The following is an 18,643-nucleotide window of genomic DNA, read 5'->3' as shown; positions in this document are numbered from 1 at the left end:
TAACTAAGTTAAGGTTTTTTAGTGATTTTTGTAGTACAAAAAACCCGCTTTAAATTAATAAAGCGGGTTTAAAATTTTAAGTAACAAAAATTACTTTTTGTTATTGTCTTTATTAATGTCTGCTATTTCGTTTTTTGGGTCTATTTCTACACTTTTTACTGCTTTTTTGGTTTCAAAAGTATAAGTAGGATATGCCCAAGCCCAATCTTTTATTATGGTAGCTGTTGTTGGTTTTTCACCACGCATCATTTGTAAAGGAATGTAAAAATCTTCGGTGGTATTATCAGTATAGGTTACTGTTACATCAATAGGCATTGGCATTAAAGCAATACGTTCTAAAGTAATGCTGTTTCCTTCTATGGTTTTTACGCCATAATCAATAGTATTGGTGGTTTGTGCAAAATCGGTTAAATACCAATTTAGTTCTAAGCCAGATACTTTTTCGGCAGTGCGAATAATATCGTTTGGTGTTGGGTGTTTAAATGCAAAATCATTAAAATACTTTTTAATGGTTTGCTTCAAATTTTCTTCACCTATAACATAACCTAATTGGGCTAAAAACACTTCACCTTTATTATACGCAGAAGTACTATAAGTACTGTTAAAGTTGTATCTGTCAGCATGCGTGGTAAGTGGTTGTTCTTTTCCAGATTTTGCTAGTGCGATATATGATTTATAAGCACTTTCGGTTGGATTTTTTTTACCTTCATACATTATCTCGTTCATAGCATAATCGCTTATGTAACTTGTAAAACCTTCATCCATCCATTCGTGTTTCGATTCGTTGGTGGCTAATAAAAACTGAAACCAGGTATGTGCCAATTCGTGAGCAGTAACACCAACTAGACTTCCGTATTTACGTTCGCCCGTTATTAAGGTACACATGGCATATTCCATACCACCATCGCCACCTTGTATTACAGAATACTGGTTGTACGGATACTTTCCAATATGTTTACTGTAATATTGCATTAATTCAACTGTTTTAGGTTGCATTTTTTTCCAGTTGTTTTTTTGTTCTTCGGAAAGCGTGTTTTTGTAGAAAAAATGAAGTAATGGACCATCAGGCACTTGCATGGTATCGTGAACATAATTTGGATCGGCAGCCCAAGTAAAATCGTGTACTTTTGGTGCTACAAAATGCCATGTAAATTTTTTGCCTTTTGTCTTTTTTACCTCGCCAGTTTCATAGCCATTTCCTATATCGTTAGGGTTTTGTAAATAACCTGTACCGCCTAAAATATAATTTTTATCGATGGATATTTTCACATCAAAATCGCCCCAAACACCATGAAATTCGCGACCAATATATGGGTCGGCGTGCCAACCTTCAAAATCGTATTCTGCTAGTTTTGGATACCATTGCGTCATTGATAATGCTACGCCTTCTTTGTTGTTTCTACCAGAACGACGTATTTGTACTGGTACTTGACCATCAAAATCCATTTCGAAAGTAACGCTTTCGCTTGGTTGAATAGGTTTATTTAAAACAACTTCTAAAATTGTGCCTACAGTTTCATATTTTAAAGAAACGCCGTTTTGTTTTAATGTATTTACTTTTAGGTATCCAATTTCATTAGGTTGTAATTTGCTTATACGGTTGCCAACTCTAGCATCTGGATCTGCTATGGTACGCGAACGTACATCCATTTCACTACCAGGTTGAAAGGCGTTAAAGTATAAATGGTAATATACTCGGTTTAAAACATCGGGAGAATTGTTAGTATAAACCAATGTTTGTTTCCCGTTGTATTGATAGGTTTTTACATCCATATCAATATCCATTTTATAATCGACATGTTGTTGCCAATAACCTGAAGTTGCTTGGTTTTGCGCTGTACTACAAAAAGTAACTATTGAAATACAAAGTATTGAAAGAACGATTTGTTTCATTTGTTTATAATAAGCTTAGAGATAATAAAAATAGATTTTGAATTTGGCTCAAAATCTATTTTTATGTGATAATTAATTGAAAAATTTAAAATAAAAACGAAAATTACATAGACGCTTTTGCTGCCATAATTAAGGCATTATAAGCATTAACTATTTTTCCAGATTTAGATAAATCAGTAAAAGGTTTTACGTTGTTTGTATCACCACCAACCACTACTTTAGTTTTTATAGGTAAACCAGAGTCCATAATAATTTGTTTTACTTGGGCAGCTGTTAATTTTGGATAATACGAACGAATTAACGCTGCAACACCAGCAACTGCAGGAGCAGCCATAGATGTACCTCCTTTAGTGTCGTACTCGTTTTCTGGTGTTGTAGAATATACTTTAGCACCAGGCGCAAATACATCAACATTTTGTTTTCCGTAGTTAGAAAAACCAGCAACTAAATTAGAACCATATTTAGGCTCTAAAGCACCAACTCTAATGTATGTGTTTGAAATTTCTTGAAAGTTTACGTTATCATCAGGAAAATTTGCTTCAACATCAACATTGTTGCTATCATTTCCAGCAGCATGTACAAAAACGACATCTTTATCGCTTGCATATTTAATAGCTTCTCTTACCCAATCACTATGCGGTGAAAAACTTTTTCCAAAGCTTCCGTTTATTACTTTTGCACCATTATCAACAGCGTAACGTATAGCTAAAGCAACGTCTTTATCATACTCATCACCGTTAGGTACTGTTCTAATAGACATTATTTTTACATTATTTGCAACACCGTTAGCGCCTTTACCGTTATTGCGTTCTGCAGCAATAATACCTGCTACGTGTGTGCCATGACTTTCGCTTTTTTTAACAGGTTTTACATTGCCATTACCATAAAATTTATTGTTCATGTTATCGGCATCATCACCAGTTACACGCCCGTTAAAGGTTTTGTTTAGGTTGTAGTTTAAGCGGTCGTTAAAACTTTCTAACCCTTCATTAAGTTCTTTTTTAGCATCAGCTAAAGATTCCATACCGTTGTTGTACATGTATTTTGCTATTTGTACCGCCTTATTTAAATCGGCATCTTCAGTTTTAATGGCATTAACCTCGGCTTTTGTATAGTCTTTTTTACCTAAATGTTTAATTAAGGTTTCATCTGCTGTATTTATTTGTTGTAAAACTTGCTCGTAGTTTGTTTTAAGACCTAAATATTTTTGGTATTCTTTGTTGTATAATGCTTCGGCTTTTGCGTAATCAGGGTTAGACGCATCACCTTTTGCTAAAATTCGAATATATTCTAGTTGTTCGTTATAACCATCACCTAAAAAATTCCAACCATGTACATCGTCAATATAACCATTGTTATCATCATCTTTTCCGTTGTTTGGAATTTCGCCTTTGTTTGTCCAAATCACATCATTTAAGTCTTCATGGTCAATATCAATACCAGAATCTATAACCGCAACAATTACAGTGTTTCCTTTTTTGTTTTTAATAAGTTCATTATAGGCTTTATCAACACTCATACCCGGAATGGTATCTTTTGCTAAATCTAAATGTCCCCAGTTATGTTTTTCATTTTCAGTTAATTCTGAAACTTTTAAAGGCGAACTATCTATATTTTCAATAGGGGTTGAAAGAATATTGGCGGTTCCACCACAGCCAGAAAATAATACGGCAACTACAGCCGTAGTTATCATCATTTTAATTGTTTTCATTTGTTTGTATTTGAATTAGTCACTTTTTATAGGAAAATATCTTGAGAAGTAAAGGTATCTTTTAATCTGACCCCTTTTTCAGTTTTAGTCACAGTTATAATTTCATTGTGGGCATCGTGTTCTAAAAATAAATAATAGTTTTCTGATGCGGCTATATTTAGAAATTTTTCTTTTTCGTCTAAAGTTAATAATGGTCTGGTATCATAACCCATAACATAGGGCAGAGGTAAATGCCCAACAGTAGGCAATAAGTCGGCCATATAAGCTATGGTTTTGTCTTTGTATTTAATAAGCGGAATCATTTGCTTATCGGTATGTCCATTTGCAAAAAAAATATCAAAACCAAGTTCTGAGTTAATAAGCATATCTTCTGTTGGAGCAGAGGTAAATTTAAGTTGCCCACAATCTTGCATAGGTAAAATATTCTCTTTTAAAAATGATGCTTTTTCACGGTTATTGGGTTGTGTTGCCCATTGCCAATGTGCTTCATTACTCCAAAAATGAGCATTTTTAAAAGCGGGTTCATAGCCAGTTTTATCTTTATTCCATTGGATGCTTCCACCACAATGGTCAAAATGTAAATGCGTCATGAATACATCGGTAATATCATCACGATGAAACCCCTGTTTTTTTAGCGAACCATCTAAAGTGTGATTTCCCCATGGGTGATAGTAACCATAAAATTTATCTGATTGTTTTGTACCCATGCCTGTATCTATTAAAATAAGGCGATTTCCATCTTCAATAAGTAAGCAACGTGCCGCTAAATCAATCATATTATTAGCATCGGCAGGGTTGGTGTTTTGCCAAATAGATTTTGGCACTACGCCAAACATAGCACCACCATCTAACTTAAAGTTTCCAGACTCTATTGGATATAAATTCATAGGGATTTCAAAATTAATAAAAGCTTAATGATTTAAGTGCAAAATTAATATTTTGTTAAGAAATAATTAATGAAAATTGGTTTTTAGTAAAAAAACAACACTCCGATAAGTTTCTGTTTTTTGTTTGTACTTTCGTTTCAAAGTTTTTAATTTGAGACGTGTTTTAATAAAAACTTAAACACCTTCAACTATAAGAATATGTTGATGTTTGAATATGGTTTCTCGTTTTTATTAGTATTTTAACAAAAAATTTAGCATATGATAGAACTAGCGGGCATTATTATTTTAGGTATTTTGGCACAGTGGGTTGCTTGGAAGTTTAAAATTCCAGCCATTTTACCTCTAATTTTAATTGGGTTACTAGTAGGTCCTATTGCTGCTACTTATATAAATGAAGATGGTAGTAAATGGATTGAACCCGTTTGGAATGGTACAAAAGGACTTTTTCCTGGTGATGGCTTGTTTTATTTTGTATCGCTAGCCATTAGTATCATTCTTTTTGAAGGCGGTTTAACCTTAAAGCGTTCTGAAATAAAAAATGTAGGACCGGTTATTACTAAACTAATTACGTTAGGTTCTGCTATTACTTTTTTTTCAGCAGGAATTACAGCCCATTTACTTTTTAATTTAAGTTTAGATATTTCCTTTTTGTTTGCAGGTTTAATAATTGTAACAGGACCAACTGTTATAACGCCCATTTTAAGAAACATTCCGTTAAAAAAAGACGTATCTACCGTTTTAAAATGGGAAAGTATATTAATAGACCCAATAGGTGCTTTAGTTGCAGTATTAGTATTCGAGTTTATAAGTGTTGAAGGCGATAGTGGTTTTACAAGAACAGCTTTAGTAGAATTTGGAAAAATTGTTCTTTTTGGAACAACCTTTGGGTTTACGTTTGCTCATGCTTTAGCGTTTGCTATAAATAGAAATTTTATACCACACTACCTTTTAAATGTAGTATCGCTTTCAACGGTGTTATTGGTTTTTGTTGAATCGGAAATTTTTGCTCACGAATCGGGTTTGTTAGCGGTTGTGGTAATGGGTATGGTTTTAGGAAATGGTAAATTAGATAACATAAAAGAACTACTTTACTTTAAAGAATCTATAAGCGTTTTACTTATTTCCATATTATTTATTTTGCTTGCGGCAAATATAAATATGGACGATTTGCTACTGCTTTATACCTGGAAAACGGCTGTGCTTTTTGTAATAGTAGTTTTTGTAATTAGGCCATTAAGTGTTTTTCTGTGTACGCTGGGTTCTACATTAAAGTTCAACGAAAAACTTTTTATAAGCTGGGTAGGACCAAGAGGAATAGTAGCAGCAGGTATCGCGTCTCTTTTTGGTAGTAAATTACTAAAACAAGGTGTTGCAGGTGCCGAATACATTACACCTTTGGTGTTTATGATTGTTTTAGGAACTGTACTTTTAAACGCTACCACAGCACGACCTTTTGCAAGAATAATAGGTGTGTTTTTAAAACGTTCTGAAGGTATATTAATGGTAGGTGCATCTCAATTTTCAAGATTAATTGGGCGCTATTTAGAAGATAATGGTAGGCATGTTGTTTTAATTGATAGCAACCAAAATAATATACAACTAGCTCAAGAAGCCGGTTTGGAAGCTATTAACACCGATATATATTCTGATGAGTTAGAAGATAATATTGAACTTAATGATGTAGGGTTTTTAATGGCTTTAACAGGAAGTGCCGACATTAATGAATATGCTATAAATAAATTTTCTGTTCAATTTGGTGAAACAGGATCGTATAGACTTATAACTTCAGATGAGATGTATAATCCAGATCATAGCCCTAAAGAAGGCTTATTTTCGCATACAGACAATTATATTTCTTTAACAGAAGTAGCTAGAAAATACCCTGAAATTCATGAAATTGAATTGAAAAGCAGAGAACATTATGATGAGCTTATTGAAATTACAAATAATGAAGTAGACTCCATTCCTTTATTAGTTAAAGACAAACGAGGCGTTTTGGAAATAATTTCATCATATAATAAAGCTATAGATAAAATAGAAAAAGGCTATAAGTTGGTATATCTTGGTAAGCCTTTTTCTAATAAATCTAAGCGAAGCGGTATGTAACCGCTTAAGCTATAATATGAAGCTCTGTAAACTCTTTATTAACTATTATGGTATTATCACCATTAAGTTTTACATCTTCAAATAATGCTTCTTCGTTATCTATTTGAATTTTTGAAATTTTAAACGGTAAGCCATGAAGCTTAATTTTTAAAGTTTCATAAGGTGTTATGTATTTACCAGATTTAAATTGCTGAATAATTACATTGTTTTCTTTACCAACAAGTTTAAAATTTCTTAGGCTATATCTGCCTTTTATGTAATCGTATCCATCTTGGGCATCTTCAAAAACTTGCGAGGTTTCCTCACCCAATTTATAGTAAACATCTAAAATAAGTTCATCTATTGTTTTTTCACCAACATATTGTTGAATTGGGTACTTAGGTATAATAGAACCCGCTTTTACAAATATAGGCATGCTATCTAAATCGGCATCAACCCAAAGTTCTTGGCCACCTTCTAGTACTTCGTTATTCCAGAAATTATACCAATCTCCAACAGGGAAATACATGCGTCTTCCTTTAGCATTTGGCTCTGTAATAGGGCAAGCTAATATTTTTTCACCAAAAATAAACTCGTCGTTTCTATAATGCGTGTGCGTATCTGCTTGATCAAATAACACAAGTGATTTTAAAATTGGCACACCTTCATTAGCATATCTCCAAAAAGCGGTATATAAGTAGGGTAGTAATTGATATCTTATTTCAATAAACTTTCTTACTACATCGGTAATGTTTTTTCCAAATGCCCAAGGTTCTTGATCGCCATGGTCGCCTGAAGAGTGTGTTCTGCAAAATGGATGGAAAATACCTAACTGTATCCATCTAGCATATAATTCGCCATTTGGTTGTTCGCAAAATCCACCTATATCCGATCCTATAAATGAAAATCCAGACATACACATACGTTGTGCTTGAATGTTTGCAATGGTTAAATGTTCCCAAGACGCTACATTATCACCCGTCCAGCTAGATGTATAGCGTTGTGTGCCTGAATAGGCTGCTCTTGTAATAACAAAAGGTCTTTTAGGATATGCGAATTTTTTAAGCCCTTGGTAGGTTGCTCTTGCCATTTGCATGCCATACACATTGTGTGCTTTACGGTGGCTACATTGGTTGCCATCATAATCATGTCTTACATCGTTTGGAAATGATTTTCCAGGAACATCCATAACCGCAGGTTCGTTCATATCGTTCCAAACACCTTTCACGCCTATATCTTCAACGAGTTCTTTAAACAAATCAGACCACCATTCGCGTACTTCAGGGTTGGTAAAATCTGGGAAATAACATTCCCCAGGCCATACTTTTCCTTTCATATATGGACCATCTGCACGTTTACAGAAATAATCTTTCTCTAAGCCTTCTTTAAAAACGGAATATTCTTTATCTATTTTGATTCCTGGATCGATGATTACTATGGTTTTAAAACCATCATCCGCCAGTTCTTTTACCATGCGTTTTGGGTCTGGAAAGTATTCTTTACTCCAAGTGAAGCATCTAAAACCTTCCATATAATCAATATCTAAATAAATAGCATCACACGGGATTTGTAATTCTCTAAATTTACCTGTAATTTCTTTTACTTTCGATTCTGGATAATAACTCCATTTACATTGATGGTAACCAAGAGTCCATAATGCTGGTAATTCGTGTGGTTTTCCAGTTAAATCGGTGTAAATTGATACAACATCTGCCATTTCTGGGCCATAAATGAAATAATAATTCATTTCGCCACCTTGAGCCCAAAAACTTGTTATGTTTCTGCGTTCGCTACAAAAGTCGAAAAACGAACGAAAACTGTTGTCAAAAAAGATACCATACGATTTTTTATGATGTAAGCCTGTATAAAATGGAATGGCTTTATAAATTGGGTCGGTATTCTTACCATAGGCATAAGAATCGGTTACCCAGTTTTCAAAACGTTTTCCTTTTAGGTTATTATCAACTGGCTTATCGCCTAAACCGTAATAACTTTCGCCTTCTTGTGCTATTTTAGACATTTTAACAATATCGCCTCCAAATTCATAACTTTCTTCCCAATGAAAGCCTAATTCGTCTTCACATATTAATGTTTTGTCTTTAGCATCATAAAGTGCAGTTCGCATGTCTATTTTTGCTACGTGACATATAATTTTTGAAGTGGTAATAATGTATTTATCGTCGTCTTCAGTAATTTCAAGAAAATTATAGCCTCTACTAGCGTATTTTGTAATGGCATAAGAGAAATCTTTTTCAAAAATACCAGTTGTTGTATATCTAAATCTTAAAATACTATCGCGCTGTACTGTAATTTGAAGGACTACATTGTTTTCTGAAGTGAATGATAATGTGTCTAAGTTTTTTTTATAAGAAATTATTTTTGATGGGAATAAGTTCCCTTTGTATTCTAGTTCTGTATTTAATATCATAAAAAAATGCTAATGATTAATTAGAGCGAAAATACTAAAATAAAAGCAGGTAAAAGGCTTGTTTTTAGCAAAAAGCAACCTGTAATTTTTCATTTTATGTAAAATTACAGGTTGCTAATTTGATAAATCTCAATGATTTTGCTAATTAATTTGAAAAACAGTTATAGCCAATGGTGGTAGTGTAATTTCTGCTGAATATTCTTTACCATTCCATGATTGTTTTTTAATAGTTATTGCTTTTTTGTTTGAAACATCGCTACCTCCAAAATCTTTAGAATCGCTGTTAAACACCTCAACAAGTTTACCGCTGTTAGGAATACCTATTTTATATTTTTTTCTAACAGTAGGTGTTAAGTTACAAACCACAATTACATTATTTTCGGGCGTTTTGCCTTTTCTTATGTATGATATCACACAATTTTCATGGTCATCATAACTAATCCATTCAAAACCTTCACCAGAAAAAGCTTTTTCAAATAAGGCAGGTGTTGATTTATAAAACCCATTCAAGGCTTTGTAGTAATTTTGAAAGTTTTTATGAGGTTCAAATTCTAATAAATTCCAATCTAAACTTTCTTGAAAATTCCATTCATTATATTGTCCAAATTCTGCTCCCATAAAAGCTAATTTGGTACCTGGATGTGTAAACATGTAGCCAAATAGTAGGCGTAAATTTGCAAAACGTTGCCATTCATCACCTGGCATTCTACCTAAAATTGAATTTTTGCCATAAACCACTTCATCATGTGATAGTGGCAACATAAAATTTTCTGAAAAGGCATAGGCTAAACTAAATGTAATATCGTTTTGGTGGTATTTTCTGTAAATTGGGTCTTTTCCAAAGTACTCAAGTGTATCGTGCATCCAGCCCATCATCCACTTCATACCAAAGCCTAAACCACCTAAAAATACTGGTTTTGAAACGCCTGGAAATGCGGTAGATTCTTCAGCAATGGTTTGCACATCTGGAAATGATGCATAAATTTCTTGATTTAGCTCTTTTAGAAACGCTATGGCTGCTAAATTTTCACGACCACCATATATGTTTGGTTCCCATTCACCATCTTCTCTTGAATAATCTAAAAACAACATGGAAGCTACCGCATCAACACGCAATGCATCAGCATGGTATTGTTCCATCCAAAAAACAGCATTACTTATTAAAAACGATTTTACTTCGTTGCGTTCATAATTAAAAATTAAACTTTTCCAGTCTTGGTGATAGCCTTTGCGTTTATCAGGATGTTCATATAAACATGAACCATCAAAAAACCCTAATCCATGTGCGTCTTCAGGAAAATGAGAAGGAACCCAATCTAGAATAATACCTATATCGTTTTGATGGAGTTTATCAACTAAATATTTAAATTCTTCAGGATAGCCAAAGCGCGATGTTGGTGCAAAATAACCTGTAAGTTGGTAACCCCAAGATGGATCGTATGGGTATTCCATAATAGGCATGAGTTCTACATGGGTAAAGTTCATGTTTTTTACGTAGTTCACTAAATCGTCTGCAAGTTCGTAATACGATAAAAAACGGTCTTCTTCTAAGTGGCGTTTCCATGAACCTAAATGTACTTCGTAAACGGAATATGGCGCATCCAAAGCATTGTGTTTTTTACGCTTTTTCATCCATTCGGTATCTTTCCATTTATAGGAATCGTCCCAAACTATAGAAGCTGTTTTTGGTGGATGCTCGCAACGACGTGCGTATGGATCGGCCTTTTCAGTTTTTATACCATTATTATGACTTTCAATTTTATATTTATAGACATTGCCTTTGCCAACAAAAGGAATAAAACCTTCCCAAATACCGCTACTATCCCAACGTACATTTAGTTGGTGTTCACCTTCGATCCAATAGTTAAAATCGCCAATTACAGAAACTTGTTTTGCACTTGGCGCCCAAACTGCAAAATAAGTGCCTTCTATACCATCAACAGTTGTAATATGAGATCCAAATTTTTGATAAAGCCTATAGTGTTTACCTGCTTTAAAAAGGTTAATATCGAAGTCTGTAAATAGACTATAAACTTTTACTTGTGCCATATTTTAAATTACAAATCCGCTAGGGATGGTTGCTCCTTTTTTAATTACTACAATGCCGTCTTTAATAGCGTATGTATCTGTTTCTGTGTCTTCTAAATGATTTCCACCATTAATTCTTACGTCATCTCCTATACGACAATTTTTATCGAGAATAGCGTTTTTAATAAAGCATCGCTCACCAATACCCATTAATATTTTTATTTTCTTTTTATCAATTTCAAGAAGTGTTTCGTAGTAATCGCTACCCATCATATAGGTTTTAATTACGGTTGATTCTTTACCAATTCTTGATCGAACACCTATAACAGATTGTTCTATTTTAGCTGCCGCAATTAAACAACCTTCAGCAATAACGGTTTTTTCTAAAGTTGTACCAGCTAGTTTTGTAGTTGGCAACATGCGGGCGTGTGTGTATATACGTTTGGTTTTATCGTATAAATCGAATTTAGGAATATCTTCTGTTAAGCCAATATTCGCTTCGAAAAATGAATCGATATTACCTATATCAGTCCAATACCCTTCATATTGAAAACTTAATGTTTTATGATCTCCTATAGATTGAGGGATAATTTCTTTTCCAAAATCGTTGGTAGATGGGTTGCTCATTAAATCTACTAACAGGTCTTTATTAAAAATATAAATACCCATAGATGCTAAATAGTCGCGACCTTCATGTTTCATTTCAGGGCTAACTTCCGAAGTCCAATCTGGTAGTAAACTTGCGTCTGGTTTTTCAATGAATGATGTTACTATATTTTCATCGTTGGCTTTTAATATGCCAAAAGATGTAGCATCTTTTGCATTTACAGGAATGGTTGCAATTGAAATTTCAGCATTACTTTTTTCATGTGCTTCAATCATTTTATCATAGTCCATTTGATACAATTGATCGCCCGAAAGGATTAACGCGTATTCAAAATCGTGTCTTAAAAAGTGATGCATGCTTTGGCGAACAGCATCGGCAGTTCCTTGAAACCAGCCTTTGTTTCCTGGTGTTTGTTCTGCAGCAAGCACATCTACAAATGCACTACTAAAAAAACTAAAATGATAAGTGTCTTTTATATGACGGTTTAAGGAAGCAGAATTAAACTGGGTTAATACAAACATACGTTTGATATCTGCATTAATGCAGTTTGAAATTGGGATATCTACTAACCTGTATTTTCCGGCTATTGGTACAGCTGGTTTAGAACGTTCTTCTGTTAATGGGTGTAGTCTAGAACCTTGACCGCCACCTAAAATGATGGCTAGAACCTTATTGTTAATCATAATTAGTTAGTTTATGGAGTTATATAAATTAATGTATTCTTTTGCTGAAACATGCCATGAATGGTCAATATTCATGATGCTAGTTCTTATTTTTTTGTATTCTGGTTGGTTTTCATAAAGTATAATGCCTCGGTTAATGGCATTAACAATTTCTAAAACGGTAACATTTTCATGGCAAATGCCAAATCCGTTAGTTTCTGAAATATCAATAACGGTATCTTTTAAGCCACCTATACTTCTTACAATAGGAATGGTGCCATATCTTAAAGCATACATTTGGTTTAAACCACAAGGTTCAACGCGCGAAGGCATAAGTAAAAAATCGGCACCAGAGTAAATAATGTGCGATAGTTTTTCATCATAACCTATAAAAGCATCGTATGTACCAATATAGTCATTTTTTAGGTTTTTTAGCTCTTCTTCAACAAAAGGATTTCCAGAACCTAGCAATAATATATTAAGATTGTTGTTTTGTAGCGCCAGTTTAAAAACCTCTGGAAATAAATCAGAACCTTTTTCATCAACTAATCTGCCAATAAATGCAAAAAGGGGTTTGTTAAAATCTAAATTAAAAGTATCGCAAAGATGTTTTTTATTTGCTTCAGCGCCAGCGTTAACGGTTTTAATGCTGTAATTTTTTATTATGTAATGGTCTGTTTCAGGATTCCATACATCGGTATCTATACCGTTTAAAATACCAGAGCATTTACCACTTTCTGCACTTAGTAAACTTTCCAAACCATTGGCAGCAGCTTTTAATTCTTCCATATAGCTTGGTGAAACTGTTGTAACTCGCCATGCACATTTTATTGCTGCGGCTAACGGGTTTATTGTACCACCCCAATCTAGCAACCCAACATGATCAAAATTAAATGGTGGTATTAAGCCCACTTTTGAGTGCGAAAACCAGCCTTGGTATTGCGCATTATGTATGGTTAGAATATTGGGTATTTTTCTAAAAGTTTCATATTTATAACTTTCTTGAAGCATGAACGGAATTAAGCCCGTATGGTGGTCATGACAATGTATAATATCTGGGTGTTTTTCCCAAGAAAGCATCCAATCTAAAACAGCTATTTGAAATGCTAAAAAACGTTCGGTATCATCAAAAGAATATACGTATTCTTTAAATAATAATTCAGGAATATCAATAAAAAAGATATCAAAGTCTAATGGTTTTTCTTTTAAAACCAAAACATTAAATTCTATAGGTGTGTTGCCTAATAAAATTTCACTTGAAAAAATAGAAGAAAACACATTTTCTTTAGTAAACTTATTATCATAAAAAGGCATGATAACTTGTGAAGATATACTAGCACTGTTTTGGTACTTAGGTAAAGCACCAACAACATCTGCAAGTCCGCCAACTTTAGCTACTGGGTAACATTCTGCACTAATATGGGTAATTGTCATGAAATAATTTTGCTTAGTTCATAAACTTACAAAAATATTATGCAACAATTTTAACGAAAATAATTTTTGAAGAAATTATTGAGGATTGCTTATTAAGTGAAAAATTCAATAATAAATGTTAAAATAAAACTTGAAATACTAACAATCATGCAATCAAATTTTTGCAGATGGTTGGTGCTTCAAGTTTTTTAAAAGTTTTTATAAGACTGTTTTTAAAGAAAACTTAGAAAATATTAGGTTTTATTAGTCATTCAATTTTAATACCGCCATAAATGCTTGTTGCGGTATTTCAACGTTACCTACTTGACGCATACGTTTTTTACCTTTCTTTTGTTTCTCTAAAAGTTTACGTTTACGCGAAATATCTCCACCATAACATTTAGCAGTTACATCTTTACGAAGTGCTTTAATAGTTTCTCTAGAAATAATTTTGGCACCAATTGCCGCTTGTATAGGAATGTCAAATTGCTGGCGCGGAATTAACTCCTTCAATTTTTCGCACATTTTTTTACCAATGTTTTGTGCATTATCGGCATGTATTAAAGCAGATAGTGCATCAACAGGTTGCGCATTTAATAAAATATCTAAACGCACCAATTTAGAAACTTTCATGCCTATTGGATGATAATCAAACGAGGCATAACCTTTTGAAACGGTTTTCAATCTATCATAAAAATCGAATACAATTTCAGCTAAAGGCATTTCAAAAGTTAGTTCAACACGTTCTGGTGTTAAATAGGTTTGATTCGTAACAATGCCGCGTTTTTCAATACATAACGACATAACGTTACCAATAAAATCTGATTTGGTAATAATGGTTGCTTTAATGTAAGGCTCTTCTACGCGGTTTACGGTTGAAGGATCTGGTAAATCTGACGGGTTGTTTACAATAAAAGCCTCGTCTGGGTTTTTGTTTGTAAATGCGTGGTACGACACGTTGGGAACAGTGGTTATCACGGTCATATCAAACTCGCGCTCTAATCGTTCTTGGATTATTTCCATATGAAGCATGCCTAAAAATCCACAACGGAAACCAAAACCTAATGCTGCCGAACTTTCTGGTGTAAATACTAACGATGCATCGTTTAATTGTAGTTTTTCCATTGAGCTGCGAAGTTCTTCATAATCTTCTGTATCAACAGGATATATACCCGCAAAAACCATTGGTTTTACATCTTCAAATCCTTCTACAATGTTGGTGGTTGGGTTGTTAAAATCTGTAATAGTATCACCAACTTTTACTTCTTTAGCGGTTTTAATACCTGTTATTAAATAACCCACATCACCTGTTTTTACACTTTGTTTGGCAACTTGGGTTAGTTTTAAGGTTCCTACTTCATCGGCATAATACTCATTATCGGTAGCAACGAATTTTATTTTTTGACCTTTTTTAATTTCACCATTAAAAACCCTAAAATAGGTTTCAATACCTCTAAAGGTGTTATAAACAGAATCAAAAATTAAAGCTTGCAATGGTGCATTTGGGTCACCTTTTGGCGCAGGAATGCGTTCAATAACCGCTGCTAAAATATTATCAACTCCAAAACCTGTTTTTCCACTTGCGTGAATAACATCTTCTGGGTTGCAGCCTAATAAATCTACAATATCATCGGTAACTTCTTCTGGGTTGGCGCTTGGTAAATCGACTTTATTAAGAATTGGAATAATTTCTAAATCGTTTTCTAAAGCTAAATAAAGATTAGAAATGGTTTGCGCCTGAATACTTTGCGCTGCATCAACAATAAGTAATGCGCCTTCGCATGCAGCGATAGAACGTGATACTTCATAGGAGAAATCGACGTGACCAGGTGTGTCAATTAAATTTAAAATATATTGTTCTCCTTTATACGTATAATCCATTTGAATAGCGTGCGACTTAATGGTAATACCACGTTCGCGCTCCAAATCCATATTATCTAGTAATTGGTTTTGTTTTTCTCTTTCAGTCACAGAACCTGTGAAATCCAACAAACGGTCTGCAAGCGTACTCTTACCGTGATCTATATGTGCAATGATGCAAAAGTTTCTAATATTCTTCATAAAGGAAATTCTATCCTAATTTAATTTGCAAATATAGATGTTTTAAGATTGTTTACGTGTAAATAATATTTATAGCTTATAAAAATAGACTTCTAGCGATAAATGTGACTTAAAATGTAATGCGAATACTATATTTATGGTGCATTACATTAAACTTTTACATACTTTTAAAGTCTTAGTTCTGTTAGTATTAACCAAAATCTAATTAATACAGCCAAATATTAAATGTTGAACTTTTTAAATAGAGAAACAAAGCAACTAATAACGTGTTTTTTAGTATGTGTTATTTCAATCCTTTCTTTTCATGCTCAAGAAAATAAGTCTATTCCTCGCTTAGAAAAAGTTTATATACATACCGATAGAACAACGTATACACTTGGCGAATCGTTATGGTATAAGGTTTACTCGGTTTATGCTTATAACCACCTGCTTTACAGTGAAAGTAATATTTTGTATGTAGAATTAATATCGCCCGACTCTAAAATAATTGCCCGAAATAAAACAAGATTATTTGAAGGTTTGGGAAATGGCGATTTTGAATTAGTAGATTCTTTAGGTGTTAAAAAAGCCGGAACGTATCAATTAAGAGCTTACACCAATTTTAGTAGAAATTTTGGAACCGATTTTGTTTTTAAAAAAGACATTGAAATTATTGATGTTTTTAATAAAAGTGAAGCTAAACTAAGCAAATTAGATAATCCCAAGCCAATTGCTAATAATTTAAACGAAGCTTTAGAAAACACATTTAGTGTGCAATTTTTCCCTGAAGGTGGTTCGCTAGTAAATGACGTTGAAAGTATAGTAGCGTTTAAAGCTGAAGATACAAACGGAAAACCAATTGAAGTAAAAGGCAAAGTTTTTGAATCAAATGGTGCTTTGGTAGCATTATTTATAACAAAACATAATGGTATGGGTAAATTTCCATTTAAACCTTTAAAAGGCAAAAACTATTATGCAGAAGTTTCAGCGTTAAATGAAGCGCCAATAAAAGTTTCATTTCCAAGCGCACAAGAAACAGGCTATTTATTAAGTTTTAAAAAAATTAGTGATAAAGATGTTGTCACCATAAAAACCAATCAAGAAACCTTATCGCAAAAACCTAATGAAGCACTTACTTTAATTTGTACCACAAGAGGTATTACTTATTTTGAAGGCACACAACCATTAACGCAAACAGCAGTATCATTTCAGTTAAATAATAGCGATTTTCCTGAAGGTATAACCCAAGTAACTTTGTATGATGCTAATGCTAAACCCCATAGCGAACGGTTGTTTTTTATTGAAAAAGAACATGATGTACAGGTAGATTTAACTACCGATAAAAAAATATATAAACCTGCCGAGAAAGTAACAGTTACGGTATCATCTAAAACAAAAAATGGCGATGTTACACCCGCAAGTTTTTCATTAAGTTGTACAGATACCAATGGTATAAAAGACGAAAAGGATTATTCAACAACCATAAGTTCTTATTTTTTAATGGAATCTGATATTAGAGGAAAAGTATATAATCCAAGTTATTATTTTGATATAAGCAACACCAAACGTTTAGAACATTTAGATTTATTGCTTTTAACACAAGGTTGGCGCGATTTTATATGGAAAACAATACCCCAACCACAAGACAGCATTCGTTATAGCGTTGAGAAAAGCTTTATTATAGCAGGAAACGTAAAGCAACTTTTAGGCAATAAACCAAAAGCAAATAGTAATATTACGTTGGCTTTAATGAATAAAAACGGTTTGAATATTTCTAATACAGTTACAAATTCTAACGGTGGTTTTAAGTTTGATAACCTAATGTTTTATGGAAAAACAACTATGTTTTTAAATTCAAAAAACGAAAAAGGCAAAAGCAATGGTGAAATAATATATTACCCAGTAGAAAAACCACCTATGAAGGTAGACATTAACAAGAAAGCACTAACGTTTACCGATACTACAACAAATACCATAAAAGAAAACATATATAAAAAGTATGTAATGTATGGTGTTGCACCAGAAAATGTACTTGATGAGGTTGAAATTATAGCCAAAAAGAAAAACAAAACACCAAGTTTATATGGCATGCCAGATTTTAGCTATGTTGTAGGCGATGAAACACCTGTTTTTAATGATATTTACCAACTTATTCAATACAAAATACCAGGTGTTATGGTTGATGGCGATACTATTCGGTTTATGAGGTTTAACGGTGCAGCACATATTATTGTAGATGGATTTCCATTAAACGACCCATCTCAGTTAACCTTTGTATTGCCAGATAATGTTGAAAGAATTGATGCCATAAAAGGTCCAAGTGCCGCCATTTTTGGTTCAGAAGGTGCAAATGGTGTTATAGCTATTTATACCAAAGATCCGTCGGCTAATGTACAGTCTAAAAAAGTATTTCATTCTATAAAAGAAACAGTAGAAGGTTTTTACAACGCACGGGTATTTTATACACCAAATTTGGAAACAACATCTTTTGAAACAGATTCTAAACTAGCTGTACGCAACACATTATATTGGAACCCGTATATTTTTCCAAACGAAAAAACGGGCATATTTCAAACCACATATAGTAATAGTGATGTTCAAACCAAGGTAAAAGTAAGTTTAGAGGGTATTACAGCTAGTGGTATTCCTATTGTTTTGAAAACGGATTATGTAATTGAAAAATAAAAGTTAAGCTAACATGCTACCACAAATACCTAGGCTAATAATTACATAAACAGCAGCAAGAATAAAGAAGTTTTTTGCGGTTTTTTTATTGTTTTTTTGATAGGTTGCTCCTATTAAGGCTAATAAAATAGCAGGACCAAACATGATGCCTAATATTAAAACAAATATACCATCTAAATTTCCGACTTCTAAAATCATCTTTTT

The 18,643-nt window shown here is 33.2% G+C and carries 11 protein-coding genes; 2 read left to right on the top strand and 9 right to left on the bottom strand.

From position 1 onward, the window contains the following. Nucleotides 1-90 precede the first annotated feature (90 nt). The 3 genes from ACFQ1R_RS10345 to ACFQ1R_RS10335 form a co-directional block, all read right to left on the bottom strand. Nucleotides 91-1,893 carry a M1 family metallopeptidase gene (locus ACFQ1R_RS10345; protein ID WP_379926093.1) on the bottom strand — a complete coding sequence of 601 codons (1,803 nt, stop codon included), beginning with the start codon at nucleotides 1,891-1,893 and terminating at the stop codon, nucleotides 91-93. Nucleotides 1,894-1,996: 103 nt separating this feature from the next. After that, on the bottom strand, nucleotides 1,997-3,604 hold the full coding sequence (locus ACFQ1R_RS10340; RefSeq protein WP_379926092.1) for a S8 family peptidase: 1,608 nt from the start codon (nucleotides 3,602-3,604) through the stop codon (nucleotides 1,997-1,999). Nucleotides 3,605-3,630: 26 nt separating this feature from the next. Beyond that, entirely contained in the window at nucleotides 3,631-4,491 is an 861-nt protein-coding gene (locus tag ACFQ1R_RS10335; RefSeq protein ID WP_379926091.1) for an MBL fold metallo-hydrolase, read from the bottom strand. 258 nt (nucleotides 4,492-4,749) lie between these two features. Between ACFQ1R_RS10335 and ACFQ1R_RS10330 the strand changes: the two genes are divergently transcribed. Continuing rightward, nucleotides 4,750-6,597, top strand: a complete 1,848-nt coding sequence (locus ACFQ1R_RS10330) for a cation:proton antiporter (protein WP_379926090.1) — start codon at nucleotides 4,750-4,752, stop codon at nucleotides 6,595-6,597. A gap of 4 nt (nucleotides 6,598-6,601) precedes the next feature. Here the strand turns inward: ACFQ1R_RS10330 and ACFQ1R_RS10325 are convergent, their stop codons facing one another. The 5 genes from ACFQ1R_RS10325 to lepA form a co-directional block, all read right to left on the bottom strand. Continuing rightward, on the bottom strand, nucleotides 6,602-9,004 hold the full coding sequence (locus ACFQ1R_RS10325; protein ID WP_379926089.1) for a glycoside hydrolase family 31 protein: 2,403 nt from the start codon (nucleotides 9,002-9,004) through the stop codon (nucleotides 6,602-6,604). Between the two features lie 141 nt (nucleotides 9,005-9,145). Further along, nucleotides 9,146-11,053, bottom strand: coding sequence for a 1,4-alpha-glucan branching protein GlgB (glgB, locus tag ACFQ1R_RS10320; protein WP_379926088.1), 1,908 nt, complete (start codon nucleotides 11,051-11,053; stop codon nucleotides 9,146-9,148). Nucleotides 11,054-11,056: 3 nt separating this feature from the next. After that, on the bottom strand, nucleotides 11,057-12,322 hold the full coding sequence (locus ACFQ1R_RS10315) for a glucose-1-phosphate adenylyltransferase (RefSeq protein ID WP_379926087.1): 1,266 nt from the start codon (nucleotides 12,320-12,322) through the stop codon (nucleotides 11,057-11,059). Between the two features lie 6 nt (nucleotides 12,323-12,328). Continuing rightward, nucleotides 12,329-13,735: a glycogen synthase gene (locus tag ACFQ1R_RS10310; protein ID WP_379926086.1), complete on the bottom strand. Its 1,407-nt coding sequence runs from the start codon at nucleotides 13,733-13,735 to the stop codon at nucleotides 12,329-12,331. 243 nt (nucleotides 13,736-13,978) lie between these two features. Further along, on the bottom strand, nucleotides 13,979-15,775 hold the full coding sequence (gene lepA, locus ACFQ1R_RS10305; protein ID WP_379926085.1) for a translation elongation factor 4: 1,797 nt from the start codon (nucleotides 15,773-15,775) through the stop codon (nucleotides 13,979-13,981). A 225-nt stretch (nucleotides 15,776-16,000) separates the two neighbouring features. Here lepA and ACFQ1R_RS10300 point away from each other — a divergent pair, with 225 nt between their 5' ends. Continuing rightward, the gene (locus ACFQ1R_RS10300) at nucleotides 16,001-18,439 is read left to right on the top strand and encodes a TonB-dependent receptor plug domain-containing protein (RefSeq protein WP_379926084.1); all 2,439 of its coding nucleotides are present in this window, start codon (nucleotides 16,001-16,003) and stop codon (nucleotides 18,437-18,439) included. 3 nt (nucleotides 18,440-18,442) lie between these two features. Here the strand turns inward: ACFQ1R_RS10300 and ACFQ1R_RS10295 are convergent, their stop codons facing one another. Further along, entirely contained in the window at nucleotides 18,443-18,637 is a 195-nt protein-coding gene (locus ACFQ1R_RS10295; RefSeq protein WP_379926083.1) for a hypothetical protein, read from the bottom strand. Nucleotides 18,638-18,643: the final 6 nt, after the last annotated feature.

Source organism: Mariniflexile jejuense (assembly GCF_042675665.1).
GTDB classification, from domain to species: Bacteria; Bacteroidota; Bacteroidia; order Flavobacteriales; family Flavobacteriaceae; genus Mariniflexile; species Mariniflexile jejuense.
This window is presented reverse-complemented; position numbering and strand designations above follow the sequence as displayed.

Excerpts from the sequence above, each read along its gene's own strand:
- ACFQ1R_RS10315 (WP_379926087.1), bottom strand. The coding sequence starts at position 12,322 with ATGATTAACAATAAGGTTCTAGCCATCATTTTAGGTGGCGGTCAAGGT.
- ACFQ1R_RS10345 (WP_379926093.1), bottom strand. The coding sequence starts at position 1,893 with ATGAAACAAATCGTTCTTTCAATACTTTGTATTTCAATAGTTACTTTT.
- ACFQ1R_RS10295 (WP_379926083.1), bottom strand. The coding sequence starts at position 18,637 with ATGATTTTAGAAGTCGGAAATTTAGATGGTATATTTGTTTTAATATTA.
- ACFQ1R_RS10340 (WP_379926092.1), bottom strand. The coding sequence starts at position 3,604 with ATGAAAACAATTAAAATGATGATAACTACGGCTGTAGTTGCCGTATTA.
- ACFQ1R_RS10325 (WP_379926089.1), bottom strand. The coding sequence starts at position 9,004 with ATGATATTAAATACAGAACTAGAATACAAAGGGAACTTATTCCCATCA.
- lepA (WP_379926085.1), bottom strand. The coding sequence starts at position 15,775 with ATGAAGAATATTAGAAACTTTTGCATCATTGCACATATAGATCACGGT.
- ACFQ1R_RS10300 (WP_379926084.1), top strand. The coding sequence starts at position 16,001 with ATGTTGAACTTTTTAAATAGAGAAACAAAGCAACTAATAACGTGTTTT.
- ACFQ1R_RS10310 (WP_379926086.1), bottom strand. The coding sequence starts at position 13,735 with ATGACAATTACCCATATTAGTGCAGAATGTTACCCAGTAGCTAAAGTT.
- ACFQ1R_RS10330 (WP_379926090.1), top strand. The coding sequence starts at position 4,750 with ATGATAGAACTAGCGGGCATTATTATTTTAGGTATTTTGGCACAGTGG.
- ACFQ1R_RS10335 (WP_379926091.1), bottom strand. The coding sequence starts at position 4,491 with ATGAATTTATATCCAATAGAGTCTGGAAACTTTAAGTTAGATGGTGGT.
- glgB (WP_379926088.1), bottom strand. The coding sequence starts at position 11,053 with ATGGCACAAGTAAAAGTTTATAGTCTATTTACAGACTTCGATATTAAC.